This is a genomic window from Burkholderia ubonensis, from assembly GCF_902833085.1.
Lineage (GTDB): Bacteria > Pseudomonadota > Gammaproteobacteria > Burkholderiales > Burkholderiaceae > Burkholderia > Burkholderia ubonensis.
Map to the genome: position 1 here is coordinate 655,784 of NZ_CADFEB010000003.1, position 17,697 is coordinate 673,480.

At 69.5% G+C, this 17,697-nt stretch carries 14 protein-coding genes; 3 read left to right on the plus strand and 11 right to left on the minus strand.

The window, feature by feature from the left end:
• The first annotated feature begins 10 nt into the window (after positions 1-10).
• Positions 11-1,783: a SulP family inorganic anion transporter gene (locus HWX31_RS10385; RefSeq protein ID WP_174961408.1), complete on the plus strand. Its 1,773-nt coding sequence runs from the start codon at positions 11-13 to the stop codon at positions 1,781-1,783.
• Positions 1,784-1,820: 37 nt separating this feature from the next.
• Here HWX31_RS10385 and HWX31_RS10390 read toward each other — a convergent pair whose 3' ends face one another.
• Positions 1,821-2,060, minus strand: coding sequence for a hypothetical protein (locus HWX31_RS10390; protein ID WP_059750202.1), 240 nt, complete (start codon positions 2,058-2,060; stop codon positions 1,821-1,823).
• Positions 2,061-2,120: 60 nt separating this feature from the next.
• Entirely contained in the window at positions 2,121-2,771 is a 651-nt protein-coding gene (locus HWX31_RS10395) for a BON domain-containing protein (protein WP_059617256.1), read from the minus strand.
• A gap of 231 nt (positions 2,772-3,002) precedes the next feature.
• Here HWX31_RS10395 and HWX31_RS10400 point away from each other — a divergent pair, with 231 nt between their 5' ends.
• Positions 3,003-3,668 (plus strand): SagB/ThcOx family dehydrogenase, encoded by a 666-nt coding sequence (locus tag HWX31_RS10400; RefSeq protein WP_174961410.1) that lies wholly within the window; start codon positions 3,003-3,005, stop codon positions 3,666-3,668.
• 100 nt (positions 3,669-3,768) lie between these two features.
• Here HWX31_RS10400 and HWX31_RS10405 read toward each other — a convergent pair whose 3' ends face one another.
• The 3 genes from HWX31_RS10405 to HWX31_RS10415 all read right to left on the minus strand — a co-directional run bounded on the left by HWX31_RS10405 (position 3,769) and on the right by HWX31_RS10415 (position 5,180).
• Positions 3,769-4,203 carry an Hsp20/alpha crystallin family protein gene (locus HWX31_RS10405; RefSeq protein ID WP_174961412.1) on the minus strand — a complete coding sequence of 145 codons (435 nt, stop codon included), beginning with the start codon at positions 4,201-4,203 and terminating at the stop codon, positions 3,769-3,771.
• Positions 4,204-4,298: 95 nt separating this feature from the next.
• A complete protein-coding gene (locus HWX31_RS10410; protein WP_059775229.1) occupies positions 4,299-4,574 on the minus strand; it encodes a DUF1488 family protein in 276 nt (91 codons plus the stop codon).
• Between the two features lie 126 nt (positions 4,575-4,700).
• Positions 4,701-5,180 carry a universal stress protein gene (locus HWX31_RS10415; protein WP_174961414.1) on the minus strand — a complete coding sequence of 160 codons (480 nt, stop codon included), beginning with the start codon at positions 5,178-5,180 and terminating at the stop codon, positions 4,701-4,703.
• A gap of 298 nt (positions 5,181-5,478) precedes the next feature.
• Here HWX31_RS10415 and HWX31_RS10420 point away from each other — a divergent pair, with 298 nt between their 5' ends.
• Entirely contained in the window at positions 5,479-7,113 is a 1,635-nt protein-coding gene (locus tag HWX31_RS10420) for a bifunctional aminoglycoside phosphotransferase/ATP-binding protein (RefSeq protein WP_244143712.1), read from the plus strand.
• On the opposite strand, the gene HWX31_RS10425 is transcribed toward HWX31_RS10420, so the two are convergent.
• The 6 genes from HWX31_RS10425 to HWX31_RS10450 form a co-directional block, all read right to left on the minus strand.
• Positions 7,044-9,674, minus strand: coding sequence for an EAL domain-containing protein (locus HWX31_RS10425; RefSeq protein WP_244143713.1), 2,631 nt, complete (start codon positions 9,672-9,674; stop codon positions 7,044-7,046). The two genes, HWX31_RS10420 and HWX31_RS10425, sit on opposite strands and share 70 nt — an antisense overlap.
• 36 nt (positions 9,675-9,710) lie before the next feature.
• Positions 9,711-13,421, minus strand: coding sequence for a hybrid sensor histidine kinase/response regulator (locus HWX31_RS10430; protein WP_174961416.1), 3,711 nt, complete (start codon positions 13,419-13,421; stop codon positions 9,711-9,713).
• 46 nt (positions 13,422-13,467) lie between these two features.
• On the minus strand, positions 13,468-14,664 hold the full coding sequence (locus HWX31_RS10435) for an ABC transporter substrate-binding protein (RefSeq protein ID WP_174961418.1): 1,197 nt from the start codon (positions 14,662-14,664) through the stop codon (positions 13,468-13,470).
• Positions 14,665-14,955: 291 nt separating this feature from the next.
• A complete protein-coding gene (locus HWX31_RS10440) occupies positions 14,956-16,074 on the minus strand; it encodes a branched-chain amino acid ABC transporter substrate-binding protein (RefSeq protein WP_415493048.1) in 1,119 nt (372 codons plus the stop codon).
• A gap of 306 nt (positions 16,075-16,380) precedes the next feature.
• Positions 16,381-17,277 carry a LysR family transcriptional regulator gene (locus HWX31_RS10445; protein ID WP_174961422.1) on the minus strand — a complete coding sequence of 299 codons (897 nt, stop codon included), beginning with the start codon at positions 17,275-17,277 and terminating at the stop codon, positions 16,381-16,383.
• Positions 17,278-17,347: 70 nt separating this feature from the next.
• Positions 17,348-17,671 carry a hypothetical protein gene (locus tag HWX31_RS10450; protein ID WP_174961424.1) on the minus strand — a complete coding sequence of 108 codons (324 nt, stop codon included), beginning with the start codon at positions 17,669-17,671 and terminating at the stop codon, positions 17,348-17,350.
• Between the last annotated feature and the right edge of the window lie 26 nt (positions 17,672-17,697).

The window sequence follows — 17,697 nt, forward strand, 5'->3', positions numbered from 1 at the left end:
CGCACGCGCGATGAACCGGCGCCTTCTCGAACGCGTTGCACCGCATCTCCCGGGGCTCGCGCTGCTGGCGGATTACCGGCGCGCATGGCTCGGGCGCGACCTCTACGCGGGCGTCGCGCTCACCGCGGTGCTCGTGCCGGTCGGCATGAGCTATGCGCAGGCCGCCGGCCTGCCGGCCGTGACGGGACTCTACGCATCGATCGCCGCGCTGCTCGCCTATGCGCTGCTCGGCCCGAGCCGGATTCTGGTGCTGGGGCCGGATTCGGCGCTGGCCGCGCTGATTGCCGGCGCCATCGCGCCGCTCGCCGGCCACGACCCGTCGCGCGCGGTCGCGCTCGCCGCCGCGCTGGCGCTGTCGGCCGGCACGATCTGCGTCCTGATCGGCGTCCTCGGGCTCGGCTTCGTGACCGACCTGCTGTCGCGCCCGATCCAGTACGGCTACCTGAACGGCATCGCGGTCTCGCTCATCATCGGCCGGCTGCCGGAATTGCTCGGCCTGCCTGCCGCGTCCGGCAACATGGCCGCCGCCGTCCGGCAGATCGCACGCGGGCTGCTCGATCATCAGGTCTCGGTGAACGCCTGCGTGCTCGGCGCGGGCGCGCTCGCGGCCATTGCGCTGCTCAAGCGCGCGGCGCCGCGCTGGCCCGCCATGCTGATCGCCGTGCTGGCGGCCACCCTTGCCGCGCAACTGCCGCCGCTGCACGGCGCGGCGGCGGTCGGCGCCCTGCCCGCCGGCGTGCCGATGCCGCACCTGCCGGCCGTCTCGCTCGCGGACGTCGCGGCGCTCGCGTCCGGCGCATTCGCGGTCGCGCTCGTGTCGCTGGCCGACATCAGCATGCTGTCCCGCGCGCTCGCCGCGCGCGCCGGCGACGCGCCGGACCGGAACCAGGAACTCGTCGCGCTGGGCGCCGCCAATCTGCTGGCCGGCCTGATGCAGGGCTGCGCGGTCAGCAGCAGTACGTCGCGCACGCCGGTCGCGATGGCCGCCGGCGCGCAGAGCCAGGTCACGAATCTGGTCGCGGCCGCCTGCATCGTGCTGCTGCTCGCCGTCGCGCCGACGCTGCTGATGCGGGTGCCGCGCGCCGCATTGGCCGCGGTCGTCGTCTATGCGGCGCTCGGCATCGTCGACGTCCGCAGCGTCGTGCGGCTGTACCGGATGCGCCGCGGCGAATGCCTGATCTCGGTGCTGTGCTTCGCGGGGGTGATCGGCTTCGGCGTCGTGCCCGGCGTCCTGCTCGCGAGCGCGCTGTCGCTGCTGTCGTTCGTGTGGCGGGCCTGGCATCCGTACGACGCGGTGCTCGGCCGCCTGACCGGCGTGCGCGGCTATCACGACGTCGCGCGGCACCCGGAAGCCGCGCAGACGCCCGGGCTCGTGCTGTTTCGCTGGGACGCGCCGCTGTTCTACGCGAACGTCGAGATTTTCTGCGAGCACCTGCACGCGGCGCTGGGGCATGCGCCGTCGCCGGCGTCGCGCGTCGTCGTCGCGGCCGAACCCGTCACCGACATCGACGTCAGCGCGGCGGACCGGCTCGTCGCGCTGGCCGGCGAACTTCGGGAGCGCGGGATCACGCTGTGCTTCGCCGAAATGAAAGGGCCGGTCAAGGACCGCCTGCGCGCCTACGGGCTGTTCGACACGTTCGGGCCGGCGAACTTCTTTCCGACGGTGACGGATGCCGTCGCGCACCATGTCCGGCAACGGCGGGCCGACGCGCGGGCCGGCCACGTGTCGCGCACGCGCCGCCGGCAGGTGCGGCGCAAGCTCAGGCGGCCCGCGCGACGCTGACAGCGGACGGCGTCCGCCTCGGGCGGGCCGGTTCGCGTCAGAGGGTGAACGTGTCCGACTTCTTCATTTCGATCCACGTCATCCCGGTTCGCAGCCCTTCCAGCGCCGCTTCGCGCTCGCTGGCGAAAATCCGGCTGTGCGCGAACGCACGTTCGCACGCGCCATCGGGCGCCTTGAGCGCCACACGGATCCGGCACTGGTAGCCGCCCCCGTCGGCGGCGGCCGTCTCGATCGCCACCGACCAGTCCGCTTCGTGAAGCTCGCCTGAAACCGTCATCTTCGCCTCCTCATCCATCCCGCGCCGGTTCCGCACCGCGCCATCCCGAGCCGCCGCCGCTCAATCGACGACGAGATTGTCGACGACCGCGCGCACGCCCCGCGCCGACCAGGCCGCGCCGCGCACCGCCTTGCGTTCCGCGAACGAGTCCACCTTGCCGGACAGCGTCACGGTGCCGTCGCGCACTTCGATCCCGATGTGCTTCGCCTCGCGCTCCGCGTGGCGCAGGATCGCGCGCTTGATGTCGCCGCCGATGTCGGCCGTGCCGGCGGCGGCCATCACGGCGATGTGATTCGTCACCCCGGTCACGCTGCGCATCTGCGAGATCGCGCGTACCGCGAGATGGCTCTGGTACGCCCAGTCGACCTTGCCGGACAGCGTGATCCAGCCGTGTTCGACCTGCACCTTGACCGCGTCGTCGTGCAGGCCGACCGTCCAGCGCAGGACCGAGCGCACCGCATTCGCGACATCCTCGTCGGTCCTCACGTCGTCGTTCGGCAGATGAACGGCGAGGTCGACGACCACAGCCTTGACGCCGGCCACGCGATTCGCCGCGCGCTCCACCGCGAGTTTCTCCGCATAGCTTGCCGGGTGGCCCGACAGCGTGACGATGCGGTTCGCCACTTCGACGCCGATGCGCGTCGCATCGATCGACGGATCGGACTCCAGTTCTTCCTGCACGTCCAGTTTCAACTGCCTGTCGGTTTTCATCGCCTGCTCTCCTGTGAGCCGCGGCGCGCGAATCCGCCGCATCGAAACCAACTTTGCACGCGTGCGGCTGCGTTTCGCTGATTCAGGTCAACGGACGCGTCGCGCCGCAAGCCGCGCCGCGCCGACGCGCCGTTTGACCGAGGTCAAGCGGCCGCCGGGCGCCCGTCCTATCGTGAGAGCGTCGCTGCGCGAGAGGCCGCGCGCCCGCCTGCCTGCTTCGAGGAGACTCCGATGACCGAACAGCCGCTGCTGACCTATTCGCCGGCGCCGCCGGTCCAGCCCGCGTCGCCGCAGGGCGAGTCGCCCGAGCGCATCGACTTGCCGCGTCCGGCGCTCGACGGCGGCGCGCCGTTGATGACGGCGCTCGCGCTGCGGGCGAGCACGCGCGAATTCGCCGCGACGCCGCTCCCGCCCATGACGCTCGGCGCATTGCTGTGGGCCGCGGACGGCATCAACCGCCCGGCGAGCGGCGGGCGCACGGCGCCGTCCGCGCATGCGTTCAACGAAATCGACGTCTACGTCGCGCTGCCCTGCGGCGTCTACCGCTACGATGCGCCGGCGCACCGGCTGGTGCTGAAGCACGCGGTCGACGCGCGCAACCTGACCGGCTATCAGGATTTCGTCGGCCGGGCGCCGGTCGATCTCGTCTACGTGGTGCGCACGTCCGCGATCCTGGCCATGCCGCCGCAGCAGCGCGACGTGTTTGCCGCGATCGCGGCCGGCGCGATCTCGCAGAATGTTTCGTTATACTGCGCGTCGGCCGGACTCGGCACGGTCGTACGCGGCTGGATCAATCACCGCACGCTCGCCGATGCGCTGCGCCTCAACGAGGACGAACTGCCGATCCTCGCGCAGACCGTCGGCTACCGCGCCGACGGCGCCATGCCTGCCGCCTGAGCCGGCGCACGGCCGCCGCTCAAAAAAAAGCGCGCGAAAACACGTCGCGCGCCGGGTCATTCCGGGTGGCCGATGCGCTCACGCATCGGCCGCTGCCCGCTCAGCCGATCGTCAGCTTCTTCTGTCCGACCGGCGCCTTCTTCGGCAGCGTCAGCGACAGGATGCCGTCCTGGTACGCGGCCGTCGCGTTGGCTTCGTCGATCTCGTCAGCGAGCGAGAACGAGCGGCTGATCGCGCCGCTGTAGCGCTCGCGCCGGATCACGCGCTCGCCTTCCTTCTGCTCCTTGCTGCGCTCGACCTTCGCATTGATCGACACGGTCCGGCCGGTGACCTGGACGTCGATGTCCTCCTTCGCGACGCCGGGCAGCTCCGCCTTGACCGAATACGCGCCGTCGCTTTCCGTGACGTCGATCTTCATCGACGCGAGATCGGGCTCGTCCGTCGTCGTCAGGCCCCGCAGCGGCCGGAACAGCCCCTGGAACAGGTCGGAAACGGGCTCCATCGAAAACGGATCGTAACGCGTCATGTTGCTCATGGTGTGCACTCCTCAAAGGTTGGATGGGACCGGCGCTTTCGTCCCGACGGCGCCGGACCGTGATGCACCGTGCGTCGGCGCGACGCGCGGCCGGCTCACGTATAGAACCGGAAGACCCCGCTGTGCAGCAGCACGGGGCGTCCGCCCACTGCTTCCAGCATGTCGCGCGCCGCCTGCTCGATCACGGGACGATGGCGCGAGAACGCGTCCGCCAGATCCTGTTCGCGCGGCGACGCCGCGCCGAAATGGTCCTCGAGCGCTTCGGCCGTGATCGCGCACCGCACGCGACCGCCTTCGACGAGCGCCGGAAAGGCCAGCAGAAGATCCGGCCCGCAATACGCCGGTTGTTCGACAGGAAACGAGATCCGCATGAGAGTCTCCTGATTCGGCGGCGCAGGATCGGCCGCCTCATGCCGAAAGCGTAGATTCACCGTCCCGCGCGCCGTTGACCTGTATCAATCGGCCCGCTCGGCGCGCCGGACGATGCCGCAGCCGTGCTACGCCGCCGCCGCTGCGGCGGCACGCGGCGCGTCGTCGCTGCGCATCAGCAGGACCGGGCATTTCGAGCCGCGCAGGAAGCGCTCCGCGACGCTGCCGATGACCACGCGCCGGATCCCGCGCCGCCCGTGCGTGCCGATCACGGCCAGATCGATGTGATGCTCGTCGACATAGCGCTGCAGGCGTTCCGCGACGTCCTCGCCGATGGCCGCCGTCTCGACGAGCTCCGTGTCGCCGTTCACCGCCGCGTGCGAGATGGTCCGCTCGGCCTCGCGCAGCACCGCGACGCCGTCGCGCCGGGCCTCCTCGAGCAGCACGTCCGGATCGACCCGCCCGGCAAAGGTGAACAGGATCGACGTGTCGACTACGTAGACCGCGAACAGGCGGGCGCCACTGAGCTTCGCCATCTTCAGGGCTTCGTCGAGCGCGTGCTTCGACGACGTGCTGCCGTCCACGGCAACCATGATGTTGGTATACATGCGAACCTCGCTGGGTGAATGGCCGGGCGCTGTCGTCGCGTCCGGCTCTGTCACCATCATCGACGGCCGCACGATTCGAACGTTGATTTCCATCAAGCGTCCCCCGCGCATCGACGCGACGAACGGTCGCGCGTCGCCTGCCGCGAGCGGCCGCACGCCCGCGCTTGATGCAGGTCAAGCGGCGGCGCGGCGAAGTCCGGTCGAATACGGCTGGCCGGCACGCACGACGCCGATGCATGCCGGCCCGACCACGAGCGCTCGCCGTGCGCGAGCATTGCATCGAACCCGACTCCGCGCCATGCCCGATACGCGACGCACTCCCTTCGCGCTGACTGGCGGCAAAGCGCGCCGCGACGCGCGGCGCGTCGATCGCGCGCTGCGCCGCGCGGCCACCTATCCGCATCCCGCCGGCCGGATCCGGCGGATCGAGACGCACCTGTCGGTCGTGTATCTCGCGGGACGCTATGCGTACAAGATCATCAAGCCGGTGAAGCTCGGCTTCGTCGACGTCACGCATCGCGCGCAGCGCCGGCGTTGCGCGCTGGCCGAATGCACGCTCAACCGCGCGCTTGCCGATCCGCTGTATCTGGACGTCCGGCCGCTCGTCGCGCAGGGCCGGCGCGGCGCGTTCTCCGGCACGGTCGGCCGCGCGTTGCGCTCGCGCGGGCGGGAGCGGCGCTCGCGCGACGATCCGCTGGAATACGTGGTGCGGATGCGGCGTTTCGATGCGCGCGCGATGCTGTCCGCGCGCAGCGCGCGGCACGACGACGGCCTCGCGGACGCCGACGCGCTGGCGGCGCGCCTCGCGCACTACCATCTGCATGCGCCCCGCCGTGCGCCGCGCACGCGTTTCGGCAGCGCCGCCACGGTCGCCGCCCAATGCCGGCCGCTGCTCGATGCGCTCGACGCCGCGCTGCCGTCCGAGGCCGCGCTGCGCGCGTGGTGCGAAGCCGAGCTGGCGCGCGTCGCGCCGCGGCTGGCCGAGCGTCACGCGAACGGTTTCGTGCGCGCGTGTCACGGCGATCTGCATCTGGACAATATCGTTCGCTGGCGCGGCCGGCTGCTGATGTTCGATTGCATCGAATTCGACGACGCGCTGCGCTGGATCGACGTCGCCAGCGATCTCGCGTTCGCCGTGATGGACTATGCGGCCCGCGGGCGCGACGACTGCGCGCACCGCCTGCTCGCCGGATGGCTGGCGGCGACCGGAGACTATGCGGCGCTCGACGTGCTGCCGTTCTACGTGGCCTATCGTGCGCTGGTGCGCGCGCTGGCCGCCCGGCTGCGCGGCGACGCCGCCGGGCACGCGCATTATCTGCGCGTCGCGACGAACGTCGCGGCGGGCTCGCGCGACGCACGGCCCTGCCTGCTGCTGTGCCACGGCATGTCGGGCTCAGGCAAATCGCTCGCCAGCCGCGCCCTCGCCGGCCGGCTCGGCGCGATCCGCCTGTCGAGCGATGCCGAGCGCAAGCGCGCAGCGGGCCGGCCCGCCGACGCGCGGCTGCCTGCGTCGGCCTATTCGGCCGCCGCGATCGACGCACTCTACGGCCGGCTGCTCGCGCACGCGCACACCGTGCTCGCGAGCGGCCATACGGCCATCGTCGACGCGACCTTCCTGCGCGAACGGAACCGGGCCGCGTTCATCGCGCTCGCGCGGCACGTCGGCGTGCCGGTCGCGATCCTGGATTTCACGGCAAGTCCCGCGACACTTTATGCGCGCGTCGCGGCGAGAGCGGCCGAGGGCCGCGACGCGTCCGACGCCGATACGGCGGTGCTCGCCGGACAGCTCGCGCGGGCCGAGCCGCTGAGCGCCGCGGAGCGCGCGCTCGCGGTCCGCTTCGATACCGACGTCGAACCGGCGGCCTACGAACGCGAAGCCTTCTGGGCGCCGCTGTTCGCGACGCTCGGCTGCACGGCGGCCAGCGCCGCGTGAGATCCGGCCGGATTGTCGAGATGCGCGGTGCGCGCGGCCTCCGCGCCCGCCCCGCCCGGCGGCGGCACCATCGCGTCGCCGCGCTCGAATTGCCGGAACGCCTCGGCGATGTGCTCGCGCAGCAGCGCCACGTCCCACGGCCGGGTCAGGAACTTCTGCACCGATTCCGCACTGCTCGCGTCGCTGAGCGACTGCGCGTCGGCGTAGCCCGACAGCAGGATGCGCACGACGTCCGGATACAGCGCCTTGACCCGCTGCAACAGGTCGATCCCCGAGCGGGCCGGCGTGCGGAAGTCCGACACGATCACGCCCACGCGATGCTGCGCGAGCAGGCCGAGCGCTTCGTCGGCATCGGTCGCGCCGAGGATCTCGTAGCCGTCGCGGCTCAGCGCCCGCCTGAGCTGCTGCAGGACCGACCGGTCGGCGTCGACCAGCAGCAGCGTCCGGTGCAGCAGCTCGCGCCGCCGGCAATGGTCCGGCAGCTCCGTGCCGGCGGACAGCATGTCGGCGATTTCCGCGCCCGTGACCGGATGGCTGAAGTAGTAGCCCTGCATCGCATGGCAGCGATGCCGGTTCAGGAACGACAGCTGCGCTTCCGTCTCCACGCCCTCGGCCACCGTCTCCATGTTCAGCGACTCCGCCATCGCGATGATCGAGCGCGTCAGCGACGCCCCTTCCGCGCTCGTGGTCACGTCGCTCAGGAACGACTTGTCGATCTTGACGACGTCGATCGGCAGGTCCTTCAGATACGACAGGCTCGAATAGCCGGTGCCGAAGTCGTCCAGCGACAGCACGACGCCCAGCGCCTTCAGCTCGCGCAGCGCATGCGCGATCGCACGGCGGTCCTGCATCAGCACGCTCTCGGTCAGCTCCAGCTCGAGCCACGCCGGCGCGAGGCCGGTTTCGTCGAGCGTCGCGCGCACCATGCGGGCCACGTCCTGCTGCCGGAACTGGCGCGCCGACAGATTGACGGCGACCGGAATCGGCGGATGCCCGGCCTGCTGCCACGCGACGGCCTGCGCGCATGCGGTGCGCAACACCCATTCCCCGATCGGCACGATCAGCCCGGTTTCCTCCGCGATCGGGATGAAGCGGTCGGGCGGAATCACGCCGACGCCCGGACGCCGCCAGCGAATCAGCGCCTCCACGCCGCTGATCTGGCCGGTCTTCAGATCGACCTTCGGCTGGTAGTACAGCGCCAGTTCGTCGTTCTCGACGGCCAGGTGCAGCGCGTTCTCCAGCTCGGCCCGCTCCTCCACCCGGGCGCCGAGCTCGCGCGTGTAGAAGCTGTAGCAATTGCGCCCGCGCTCCTTCGCGCAATACAGCGCGGCATCAGCCGTCCTCAGCAGCGTCTCCGTGTCGGCGCCGTCGATCGGGCAGAGGCTGACGCCGACGCTCGTCGTCACGTGCAGGTCGTGCCCGTCGAACGCGAACGGCGCGGCGAAGGCGCCGAGTATCTTGCGGCCGATCGCATCCGCATCGGCCGGCGTCGACAGGTTGACCAGCATCACGACGAACTCGTCGCCGCCGAGCCGCGCAACCGTGTCGCCGTCGCGCACGACCGCCTTGAGGCGCGCCGCGACGGCCCGCAGCAGGCCGTCGCCGACCGAATGGCCGAAGTTGTCGTTGACGTGCTTGAAGCGGTCCAGGTCGAGCACCATGACCGCGACCAGCTGCCCCGTGCGCCGCGCCTGCGACATCGCCTGCTCCATGCGGTCGCTCAGCAGGTTGCGGTTGGGCAGGCCGGTCAGCGCATCGTGGTTGGCCAGGTATTCGATGCGCCCCTGCTGCGCCTTGCGCTCGGTGATGTCCTGCACGATGCCGCGCAGGAGGATCGCGTGATTCAGGTCGCGGCCCGATTCCGCCTGGTGCAGCACGTGGCGCTCGGTGCCGTCCGCATGTATCAGCCGGTGCTCGAGCGAGAACGCGGCGCCTTCGGTGCGCAGGCTCGTGAACGACTGGCTCAGCAGCGGCTGCTCGTCGGCCGGCACGGCCTGCAGCAGCCGCTCGAAGGTGGGCGGCGTGCGCCCGGCGTCGAGGCCGAGGATTCGATACAGCTCCGGCGACCAGTAGCCGTCCGCGCGGCCGGCCTGGTACGCCCAGTTGCCCACGTGCGCAAGCGCCTGCGCGTGAGTCAGGCTGGTCTCGGCGGTCGCCAGCCGTTCGAGCGTGGCGGCGGCCCTCAGCAGGTAGCGGATCCGGTAGCCGAGCAGCTTCCAGCGCATCGGCTTCGACACGAAATCGGTCGCGCCGGCGTCGAACGCGCTCGCGATCGACGCGTCGTCGTCGTTGCCGGTCAGCATCACGATCGGCACGCGGCGCCCTTCCGGCAGCGCGCGCAGCCGGCGGCAGCAATCGAAGCCGTCGCCGCCCGGCATCTCGACGTCGAGCAGCACGAGGTCGGGGCGATGGCGCAGGAACGCATCGATGCCTTCCTGCGGCGCCGCCGCCTCCTCGACGCGAAAACCGTCCGGCTCGAGCGTCTCCACGACCAGCAGGCGCGTCATCACGTCGTCGTCGATGACCAGGATCACCGGTGCATCGGAATGTCGATCGTTCACGACTGGGTTCCCTCCTGTTCCAGTTGCTTCAGTGGCTCATCCGGCGACCCGCTCCGCGAGCAACGCGGCCTGCGCCCGATCGAATTCGGCGTTCGTGCCGGCGACCAGGTCCGCCGACGCCGCCACTTCGGCGGCGCGCGCGAACTGCTCGATCTCCCGGCAGCGGGCCGACAGCCGATGGGCGCCGACGTTCGCGCTGCTCGATTTCAGCGTATGCGCGGCAATCTTGAGCGCGACGGCGTCGCCCGCCGCGACGGCCGCATGCATGTCGCCGATCAGCCGAGGCGCATCGAGATTGAATTGATCGATGATCCGGGTCAGTACGTCGGGGCGGCCGGGCCGCTGCAGCGCGCGCAATGCGTCGAGCGCGTTGCGGTCGATCACGTTCGCGTCGTCGTCCGGGGCGGCGCTCGCCGGGTCGGTTGCCCTCGCCGTGTCGATGACTGCATCGATTGCCGCGTCGACGGCTGCGTCGCTCGCGGCCGGCGCCGCCGCTTGCGCCGCCGCCGGCGCATCGCCGCGCGCAAAGCGCGCGAGCAGCTTCAGCAGCACGTCGCGACGAAACGGCTTGCTCAGGTAGTCGTCCATGCCGGCCGCGAGGCACCGTTCCCGGTCGCCGCTGATCGCATTGGCCGTCAACGCGATCACGGGCAGCCGAGGCGCGCCGGTTTCCGCCTCGCGCCGCCGCAGCAGCTCCGTCGCTTCGAAGCCGTCCATCAGCGGCATTTGACAGTCCATCAGCACGACGTCGAACCTTTCGTTCGCGAGCCGCTCCAGCGCCTGCCGGCCGTTCTCGGCGACGGCCGCCGCATAGCCCGTGTCTTCCAGCATCGCCAGCGTGATCTGCTGGTTGACCGCGTTGTCCTCGACCAGCAGCACGCGCGCCGCGACCGTGCCGGGTGGTGAAGCGTCGTCCGCTTCGGCTTCGTCGGCGAGCGGCGCCGACGACGGCAGCCGGGGCGGCGTCACGCGCATCGCCGACGCGATGCACGCGTACAGGTCCGAGCCGTGGAGCGGCTTGGTCAGGCGCGCGTCGATGCCGAGCTCCTGCGCAACCTGGATGCTGTCCATCATCTCGAACGCGGTGAGCGTGATGATCCTCAGCCCGCGCAGCGCGGGGTCATTGCGGATGTGCCGCACGAGCGAGATGCCGTCCATGCCCGGCATCCGCACGTCGACGATGGCCAGGTCGAACGGCTGGCCGTCGGCCGCGGCGGCCCGCAGCTGCGCCAGCGCGTCGTCGCCGCCGCTGGCCGTGGCGACGCGCAGCTGCCATTCGATCGCATGCTCGACAAGCACGCGGCGGTCGGTCTCGCTGTCGTCCGCGATCAGCACCTTCAGCCCGGCCAGCGACCGTCGCGCGCCCGCGACCGCGCCGGCCGCGCCGTCCGCCGGCTCGAGCCGCGCCGTCACGGTGAACACCGAGCCCCGGCCGGGCGCGGATTCGACGGTGAGCGCGCCGCCCATCATCTCGGCCAGTTGCCGCGAAATCACGAGCCCGAGCCCGGTCCCGCCATATTTTCGGGCAATCGAGCTGTCGGCCTGCTGGAACGGCTTGAAGAGCTGCGCGGACACGTCCGGCGCGATGCCGATGCCGCTGTCGGCGATCGTGAACACGACGAGACCGTGGTCCGAGTACGCGACGGCCAGCTCGACCTGCCCGCGCTCGGTGAACTTGATCGCATTGCCGACCAGGTTCGTCAGGATCTGCCGCAGCCGGACCGGGTCGCCGCGCACCCATTCCGGCACCGGGTCCTGCTTGCGGAACCGCAGCGCGAGCCCCTTGCGCGTGGCGGTGGGTTCGAGCAGCGACACGACGTCGTCGAGCAGCTGGTACAGGTTGAATTCGATGCGCTCCAGCATCAGCTTGCCGGCCTCGATCTTCGAGAAATCCAGGATGTCGTCGATGATGGTCAGGAGCGTCTGGCCGGACCGGTACACGGTGTCGACGAAGTTGCGCTGCTTCGCGGTGAGCCGCGTGCGCTGCAGCAGCTCGGTCATGCCGAGCACGCCGTTCATCGGCGTGCGGATTTCGTGGCTCATCCGCGCGAGGAATTCCGACTTCGCCGAATTCGCGGCTTCCGCCGCCGCGATCGCGGCCTGCAGTTCGACGTCGCGCCGTTCGATCTCGTCGAGCATCGTGTTGAAGCCGGCGATCAGCGTCGCGACCTCGTCGGTGCCGTGGTGACGCACGCGCAGCGACAGGTCGCTGCCGCCGCGAATGCGCGCCATCGTGCGCGTCAGGTTCGACAGCGGGCTCGAGATCGACGTGCCGATGCGGCGGCTGATCGCGAAGCCGACGACCGCGAGCAACAGCGACACGACGGCGATCATCCCGACCGCGCCCGCCATCGCGCGATACACCTGCGACACGATGCTGCGCTGCTGCAGGTCGACGCGCACGACCTCCTGCTCCGCGTAGGCCGCGAGGCGATTCGCGGTCGTGTCGACTTCCGCGACGATGCGCTGCATGGTCTCGTCGTTGGCCAGCATCCGCGACTTCGCCGCCAGGATGCGGCGTGCGGCTCCGGCCAGCGCCGCTGCCAGCGGAACCATGTCGTGCGCACGGCTCAGTTCGCCCTGCCCGTTGGCGACGAGCGCGTCCCGCAGCGCGTTCGCGGAGGCGGCGAGCTTGCCGATATCCGCCTGTACCTCGTCGTCGACGCGCTTGAGCTGTTCCGTGCTCTCGCCTTGCCCGACCAGGCGGAGGTCGGCCGTCAATTCCTCGATCCCCCCCATGACGACCGACGACAGGTATTTGATCCGGGCCGCTCGCCGCTGGAAAGCGATCGCTTCGTCGAGACGCTGCCGCGCCTTCAGGATCCGCAATGCGAACGGATCGACGATTTCCGCCAGCTTCGTGTCCAGCGCATCGAGCGACTTCGTCACTTGGTCCTCTTTTTCCTGATAGCGCGGCGCGGCGGACGGCTCCGCGAACACCCGCGCGCGCAGCGCGACGAGGCTGTCGTTGCCGACGAGGATGTCGGCCGCCACCCGTTCGAGCGCATTCGACACGTCCCGCGTCGCGGCGGCATCGACGTTCGGCGCCGCGATCGCCAGCGCGTTGCGCGCGCCGTCGAAGGCCGCCTTCATCCGTTCGCGCAGCGGCGCGAGCCGGTATCGGTTCGGCGCATCGTCGACATTGTCGGTAACCGTGATGATGTCCTTGACGTGCCCCCGGACCTGGTCGAGCGCATGAATCGTCCGGTTGAATGCGGTGTTGGCCGCCAGCGCGTCGGTCACGGCGGTTTCCGCCTGGTTGTTCAGCCGTTCGGTTTCCTTGCCGATGGCGGCCAGCAACGTCTCGCTCCGTGCCTGGGCGCGCTCGATCAGCCTGCTGTCGGCGTCGAGCTGCGCGACGTCCCGCAGACGCCGGCCGACGCCTTCGTTCATCGAGCGGAGCATCGCCTGCATGGCGTCGTACGGTTCGTCGATGTCGTGCATGTCGATCGCGCGCACGGCAGCCGTGACGGTCGCAATCCGCTGCAACTGCGTTTCGATCGCCGACGTCGCCCGTTCCTGCTCGGACGCGTCCTGCGCCCGCTCGAGCCGGCTGAAATCCACCGCGAGCTCCGCGTATGCGCGCTGGAGCGCGTTGCTGTTCACCTGCAGCGGCAGCGATTCCGTCGTCAGCGTGCGCACGCCGGAGGCAATGCCGTGCACGGCGAGCAGGCTGGTCGCGGAGATCGCCAGCACGCCGAGCAGCATCAGGCTGGTGCTGGCGACAAGCTTGGCCTTGATGTCCATTCAGCCCTCCGGGATCGGGATGGCCCGCGCGCGGCCATCCTCGCGGTTACTTGGCCGGCGCGTCCAGCGGCGTGACCTGCCCGTGCGCGATTTCGGTGAGGAACACCGCGTTCAGCGCCTGGTGATGGTCCGCGCCCAGATCGGCCGTGAGGCCACCCAGGTCGAGGTGCCGGATCGATTCGAGCGCCTGCATCAGCGCCGCCCGGGTCAGCGACGGGCCGGCGCGTTCGAGCCCGATCAGCATGACTTTCGCGTCGATGCAGCCCTCGATGTTCACGACGCCCACGCGCTCCTCCGGAAAGCGCACCCCGATCAATCGTGCGCAGTCGCGGATCACGCCGTAGTCGCTCTGCGGCAGCGGCACGACCTGCGAGATCAGCGTGCCGTCGCCGTCGGCGCCCACGAGGCGCAGCAGGTCGTCGGTGCCGACGAAGGACACCGCCGCGAGCCGGGCCTTGAGCCCTTCATGGCGCGCCGCGCGCATGAATGCGGCGATCGGCGTATAGGGGCCGACCATGATGACGACGTCGGGCCGGCCCTCCAGCACCGCCGCGAGGCCCGAGTCGACCGCCGTCGTCCCGCGCCGGAAGGTGCCCGTCGCGACCACGTCCAGCCCATGACGCTGCAGCGCCAGCCGCGTGCCCGCCAGCACCGCGAGCCCGAAACCGTCGTCCTGATAGAACACCGCGAAGCGTTTCGCGCCGCCGTGCGCGATGAAATGGTCGACCAGCGCGCGCGTCTCGTCCTCATAGCTGGCACGGATGTTGAAGACCTCGGGGATGACCGGCCGGCGCAGCGCCATCGCGCCGGTGAACGCGCCGACGAGCGGAATGCCCGCATCCCTGATGATCGGCACTACCGCCGTGGTCGTCGGCGTGCCGACATAGCCGAACAGCGCGAACACCTTGCGCTGCTCGATCATCGCCAGCGTGCCGTCGATGGTCCGGTCGGGCTCGTAGCGATCGTCGTCGACGACGAGGTCGATCTTCCGGCCGTGCACGCCGCCGCGCGCGTTCGCGTCGTCGAACACGGCTTGCGCCCCGATGCGCAGCCCGCGTCCGAGGCCCCCCGCCGCGCCCGTCTGCGCATTGACCATGCCGAGGCGGATCGCGTCGTCGGTCACGCCGGGCTCCGCCGCGACGCACAGGCCGGCGAACGGCATCGCGACGACGCATGCGGCCAGCGTCCCGCGCCAGCTTGCGCGAACGAAACGGAACCATGCCGAAAACGCACTCGCGCTCATGCTACGTCCCTTTGCAGCACACGGTGATGAAGGTCTGCCCGGCAATGCGCCCGCCGCCTGCCGGTGCGGCAGGAAAAACGGCTACAAAATATATATAGATTGCATTAAATGCGATCGCAAGTCAGAGGGGCGGATTGAAAGCCGCTCGTCATTTCGATACGGTTACCGATTCGATTTTCTATTTCTTTTTTTAAATCAAATGGTGCATTGCATCGATCGGGCGCGTAAACGTGAATCGCCGGCAATCCGGGTGAATTGCCGGCGATCGGCGCGCAATGCGCGGATGATGCGTTACATCTTCACTTCGTCGAGGAAGGTCTTCTTGCCGCTCTTGTAGCCGTACAGCGAAATCACGCCGTGCTTCAGGTCGCCCTTCGCGTCGAAGTTCGTCGTGCCGATCACGCCCGAGTAATTCGTCGCCGGCATCGCCGCGAGAATCTTCGCCGGATCGGTCGAGTTCGCGCGCTTCATCGCGTCGACGATGATGTACACCGCGTCATACGCGAACGGCGCATCGAACTTGATGACCTGGCCGAAGCGCTTCTCGTACTTCGCCCTGAACGCCGCGCCGCCCGGCATCTTCTCGAGCGCCGCGCCGGCCTGCGAGCAGACCACGTTCGACGCCGCTTCGCCCGCGAGGTCGGACAGCTGCTCGGTGCACACGCCGTCGCCCGAGAAGATCTTCGCGCGCAGGCCGAGCTGCTTCGCCTGCTTCGCGAACGGGCCGCCCGTCGCATCCATGCCGCCGTACATGATCGCGTCCGGGTTTTCGCCCTTGATCTTGGTCAGGATCGCGCGGAAGTCGACCGCCTTGTCGTTCGTCGCGTCGTGCGACGTGACCTTCAGGCCGAGCGCCTTCGCCTTCTTCTCGAACTCGTTCGCGAGACCCTGGCCGTAGGCGGTCGAATCGTCGACCACCGCGACGCTCTTGATGCCCTTCGATTGCGCGTAGGCCGCGAGCGCCGGGCCCTGCTGCGCGTCGGTCGCGACGACGCGGTACGTCGTCTTGAAACCCTGCTGCGTGTACGTCGGGTTGGTCGCCGACGGCGAGATCTGCAGGATGCCCGCGTCGCTGTAGATCTTCGACGCCGGGATCGACGTGCCCGAGTTCAGGTGGCCGATCACCGCGGCGACCTTGTTGTCGACGAGCTTCTGCGCGACCTGCGTGGCCTGGCGCGGATCGGCCGCGTCATCCTGGCCGTCGAGCTGCAGCGTGATCTTCTGGCCGCCGATCGTGAGGCCCTTCGCGTTGATTTCCTCGATGGCCAGACGCGCGCCGTTCTCGTTGTCCTTGCCGAGGTGGGCAATCCCGCCCGTCAGCGGTTCGACGCTGCCGATCCGGACGGTCTGGTCCGCCATCGCGTCGGCGACAGCCACCGACGACAGAATCGCCGCGGCTCCGATCAGCATGTGCTTGCGCGTCTTGAGCGCTTTTTGTTGTCTCATCTGTGTTTCCTGAAATGTGGACGACGCTTTGATCCGCGTCTCGATGGATTGCCGATTGACGCCTGCCATCATTCTCGGAACGGCGCCGGCAATCTCAAAATTGTCGCTCTGCCGGGAAATGTGTCAAGTGAACATAATTGAGCGATGCTCTACTGGCGCGCATCGATTGAGCCGCATCATGAAACGGCAATGAAACAGCGGCCAAATGCGCTCAAATCGCGCATGGAAGGCGGCATCTTCGATACGCTTGCTTTTTGCCCGCCGGCTTCGTCAGCCGACGTCGCGCAACAGCCGGATCAATTGCTCGCGCAACCACTGGTTGGCCTGGTCGCGGTCGGCGCTGCGATGCCAGTAGCAGCAGTATTCGAGGTCGGGCACCTCGAACGGCAGCTCGAGAATGCGCGCCGGATAGCGGCGCAGCAGCCGGACCGGCCCCGTCAGCGCGAGATCGCCGCGCATCGCGATCAGCGGCGCGACCATGTAGTGCTGCACGCGCATCTGGATGTTGCGGCGCCGCCCGAGGCGCGCGAGCTCCGCGTCGACGTGGCCGGCGCCGGTGCGGCGGCTCGACACGTGGATGTGCCCCATCGCCAGGTAATCGTCCAGCGTCAGCGCCTTGCCCTTGAACGGATGATCGTGGCGGATCATGCACGCGTAGCGGTCGCGTTCGACCTGCGCCTGGTGCAGGTACGGATCGTCGATCAGCGGCGCGTCGACCGCGATGTCGACGGAGCCGTTCGCGAGCGCGGTCGCCACCTCGCGGCGATCGGTGTAGTAGCTGTGCACGTGCATGCCGGGCGCCTGCTGCTGCAGCAGCTCGCCGAGCGCCGGCAGCACCAGCGCCTCGGTCAGGTCGCTCATGCTCAGCCGGAACACGCGCGCGGACGACGCGGGATCGAACACGTCGCCCTCGTGCACGCTGGAATCGAGCAACTGCAGCGCCTCGCGCACGCGGCCGATGATGTTCTCGGCCATCGGCGTCGGCTTCATGCCCGCCGGCGTGCTCACGAACAGCGGATCGTTCAGCGACTTGCGCATCCGCGCGAGCGCGTTGCTGACGGCCGGCTGCGTGATGCTCAGTACCTCGGCCGCGCGCGTCAGGTTGCGCTTGTCGTAGATCGCCTCGAATACGACGAACAGGTTCAGGTCCAGCTTCGATAAACGCATCGCGTCGCCTCCTCGCCCGCATCTTAAGACGTGCGCCGCGCTTGCGTCCACGCCGGGACGCTCGATCGCGTCAGGCGGTCTTGCCGACGATCTCGTACTTCTGCTGCGCCGCATCGACGTGGATGAGGGTGTCGAGCACGCGTATTTCAGGCGGATGGCCATAGACCCTTTCGACCATCGCCCGGTATTCGGCGCCATGCCATCGCGCGGCCGCCTCGCGGGTACGCCAGATATACACGCCGCCGCCTTCGCGGGCGGCCTCGTCGTAGAAGTACCATTTATGCAGCAAGTCGGGGTTTTGCGCCCATGTCGCCGCCGTGGTTTCGTAACGCTCCAGGAGCGTGGCGACGTCCACGTCCGGCTCGAGCTTGAAGAAGATGAGTTCAGTGATCATGGCGATGCCTCCGTAGCAAGTGGGAC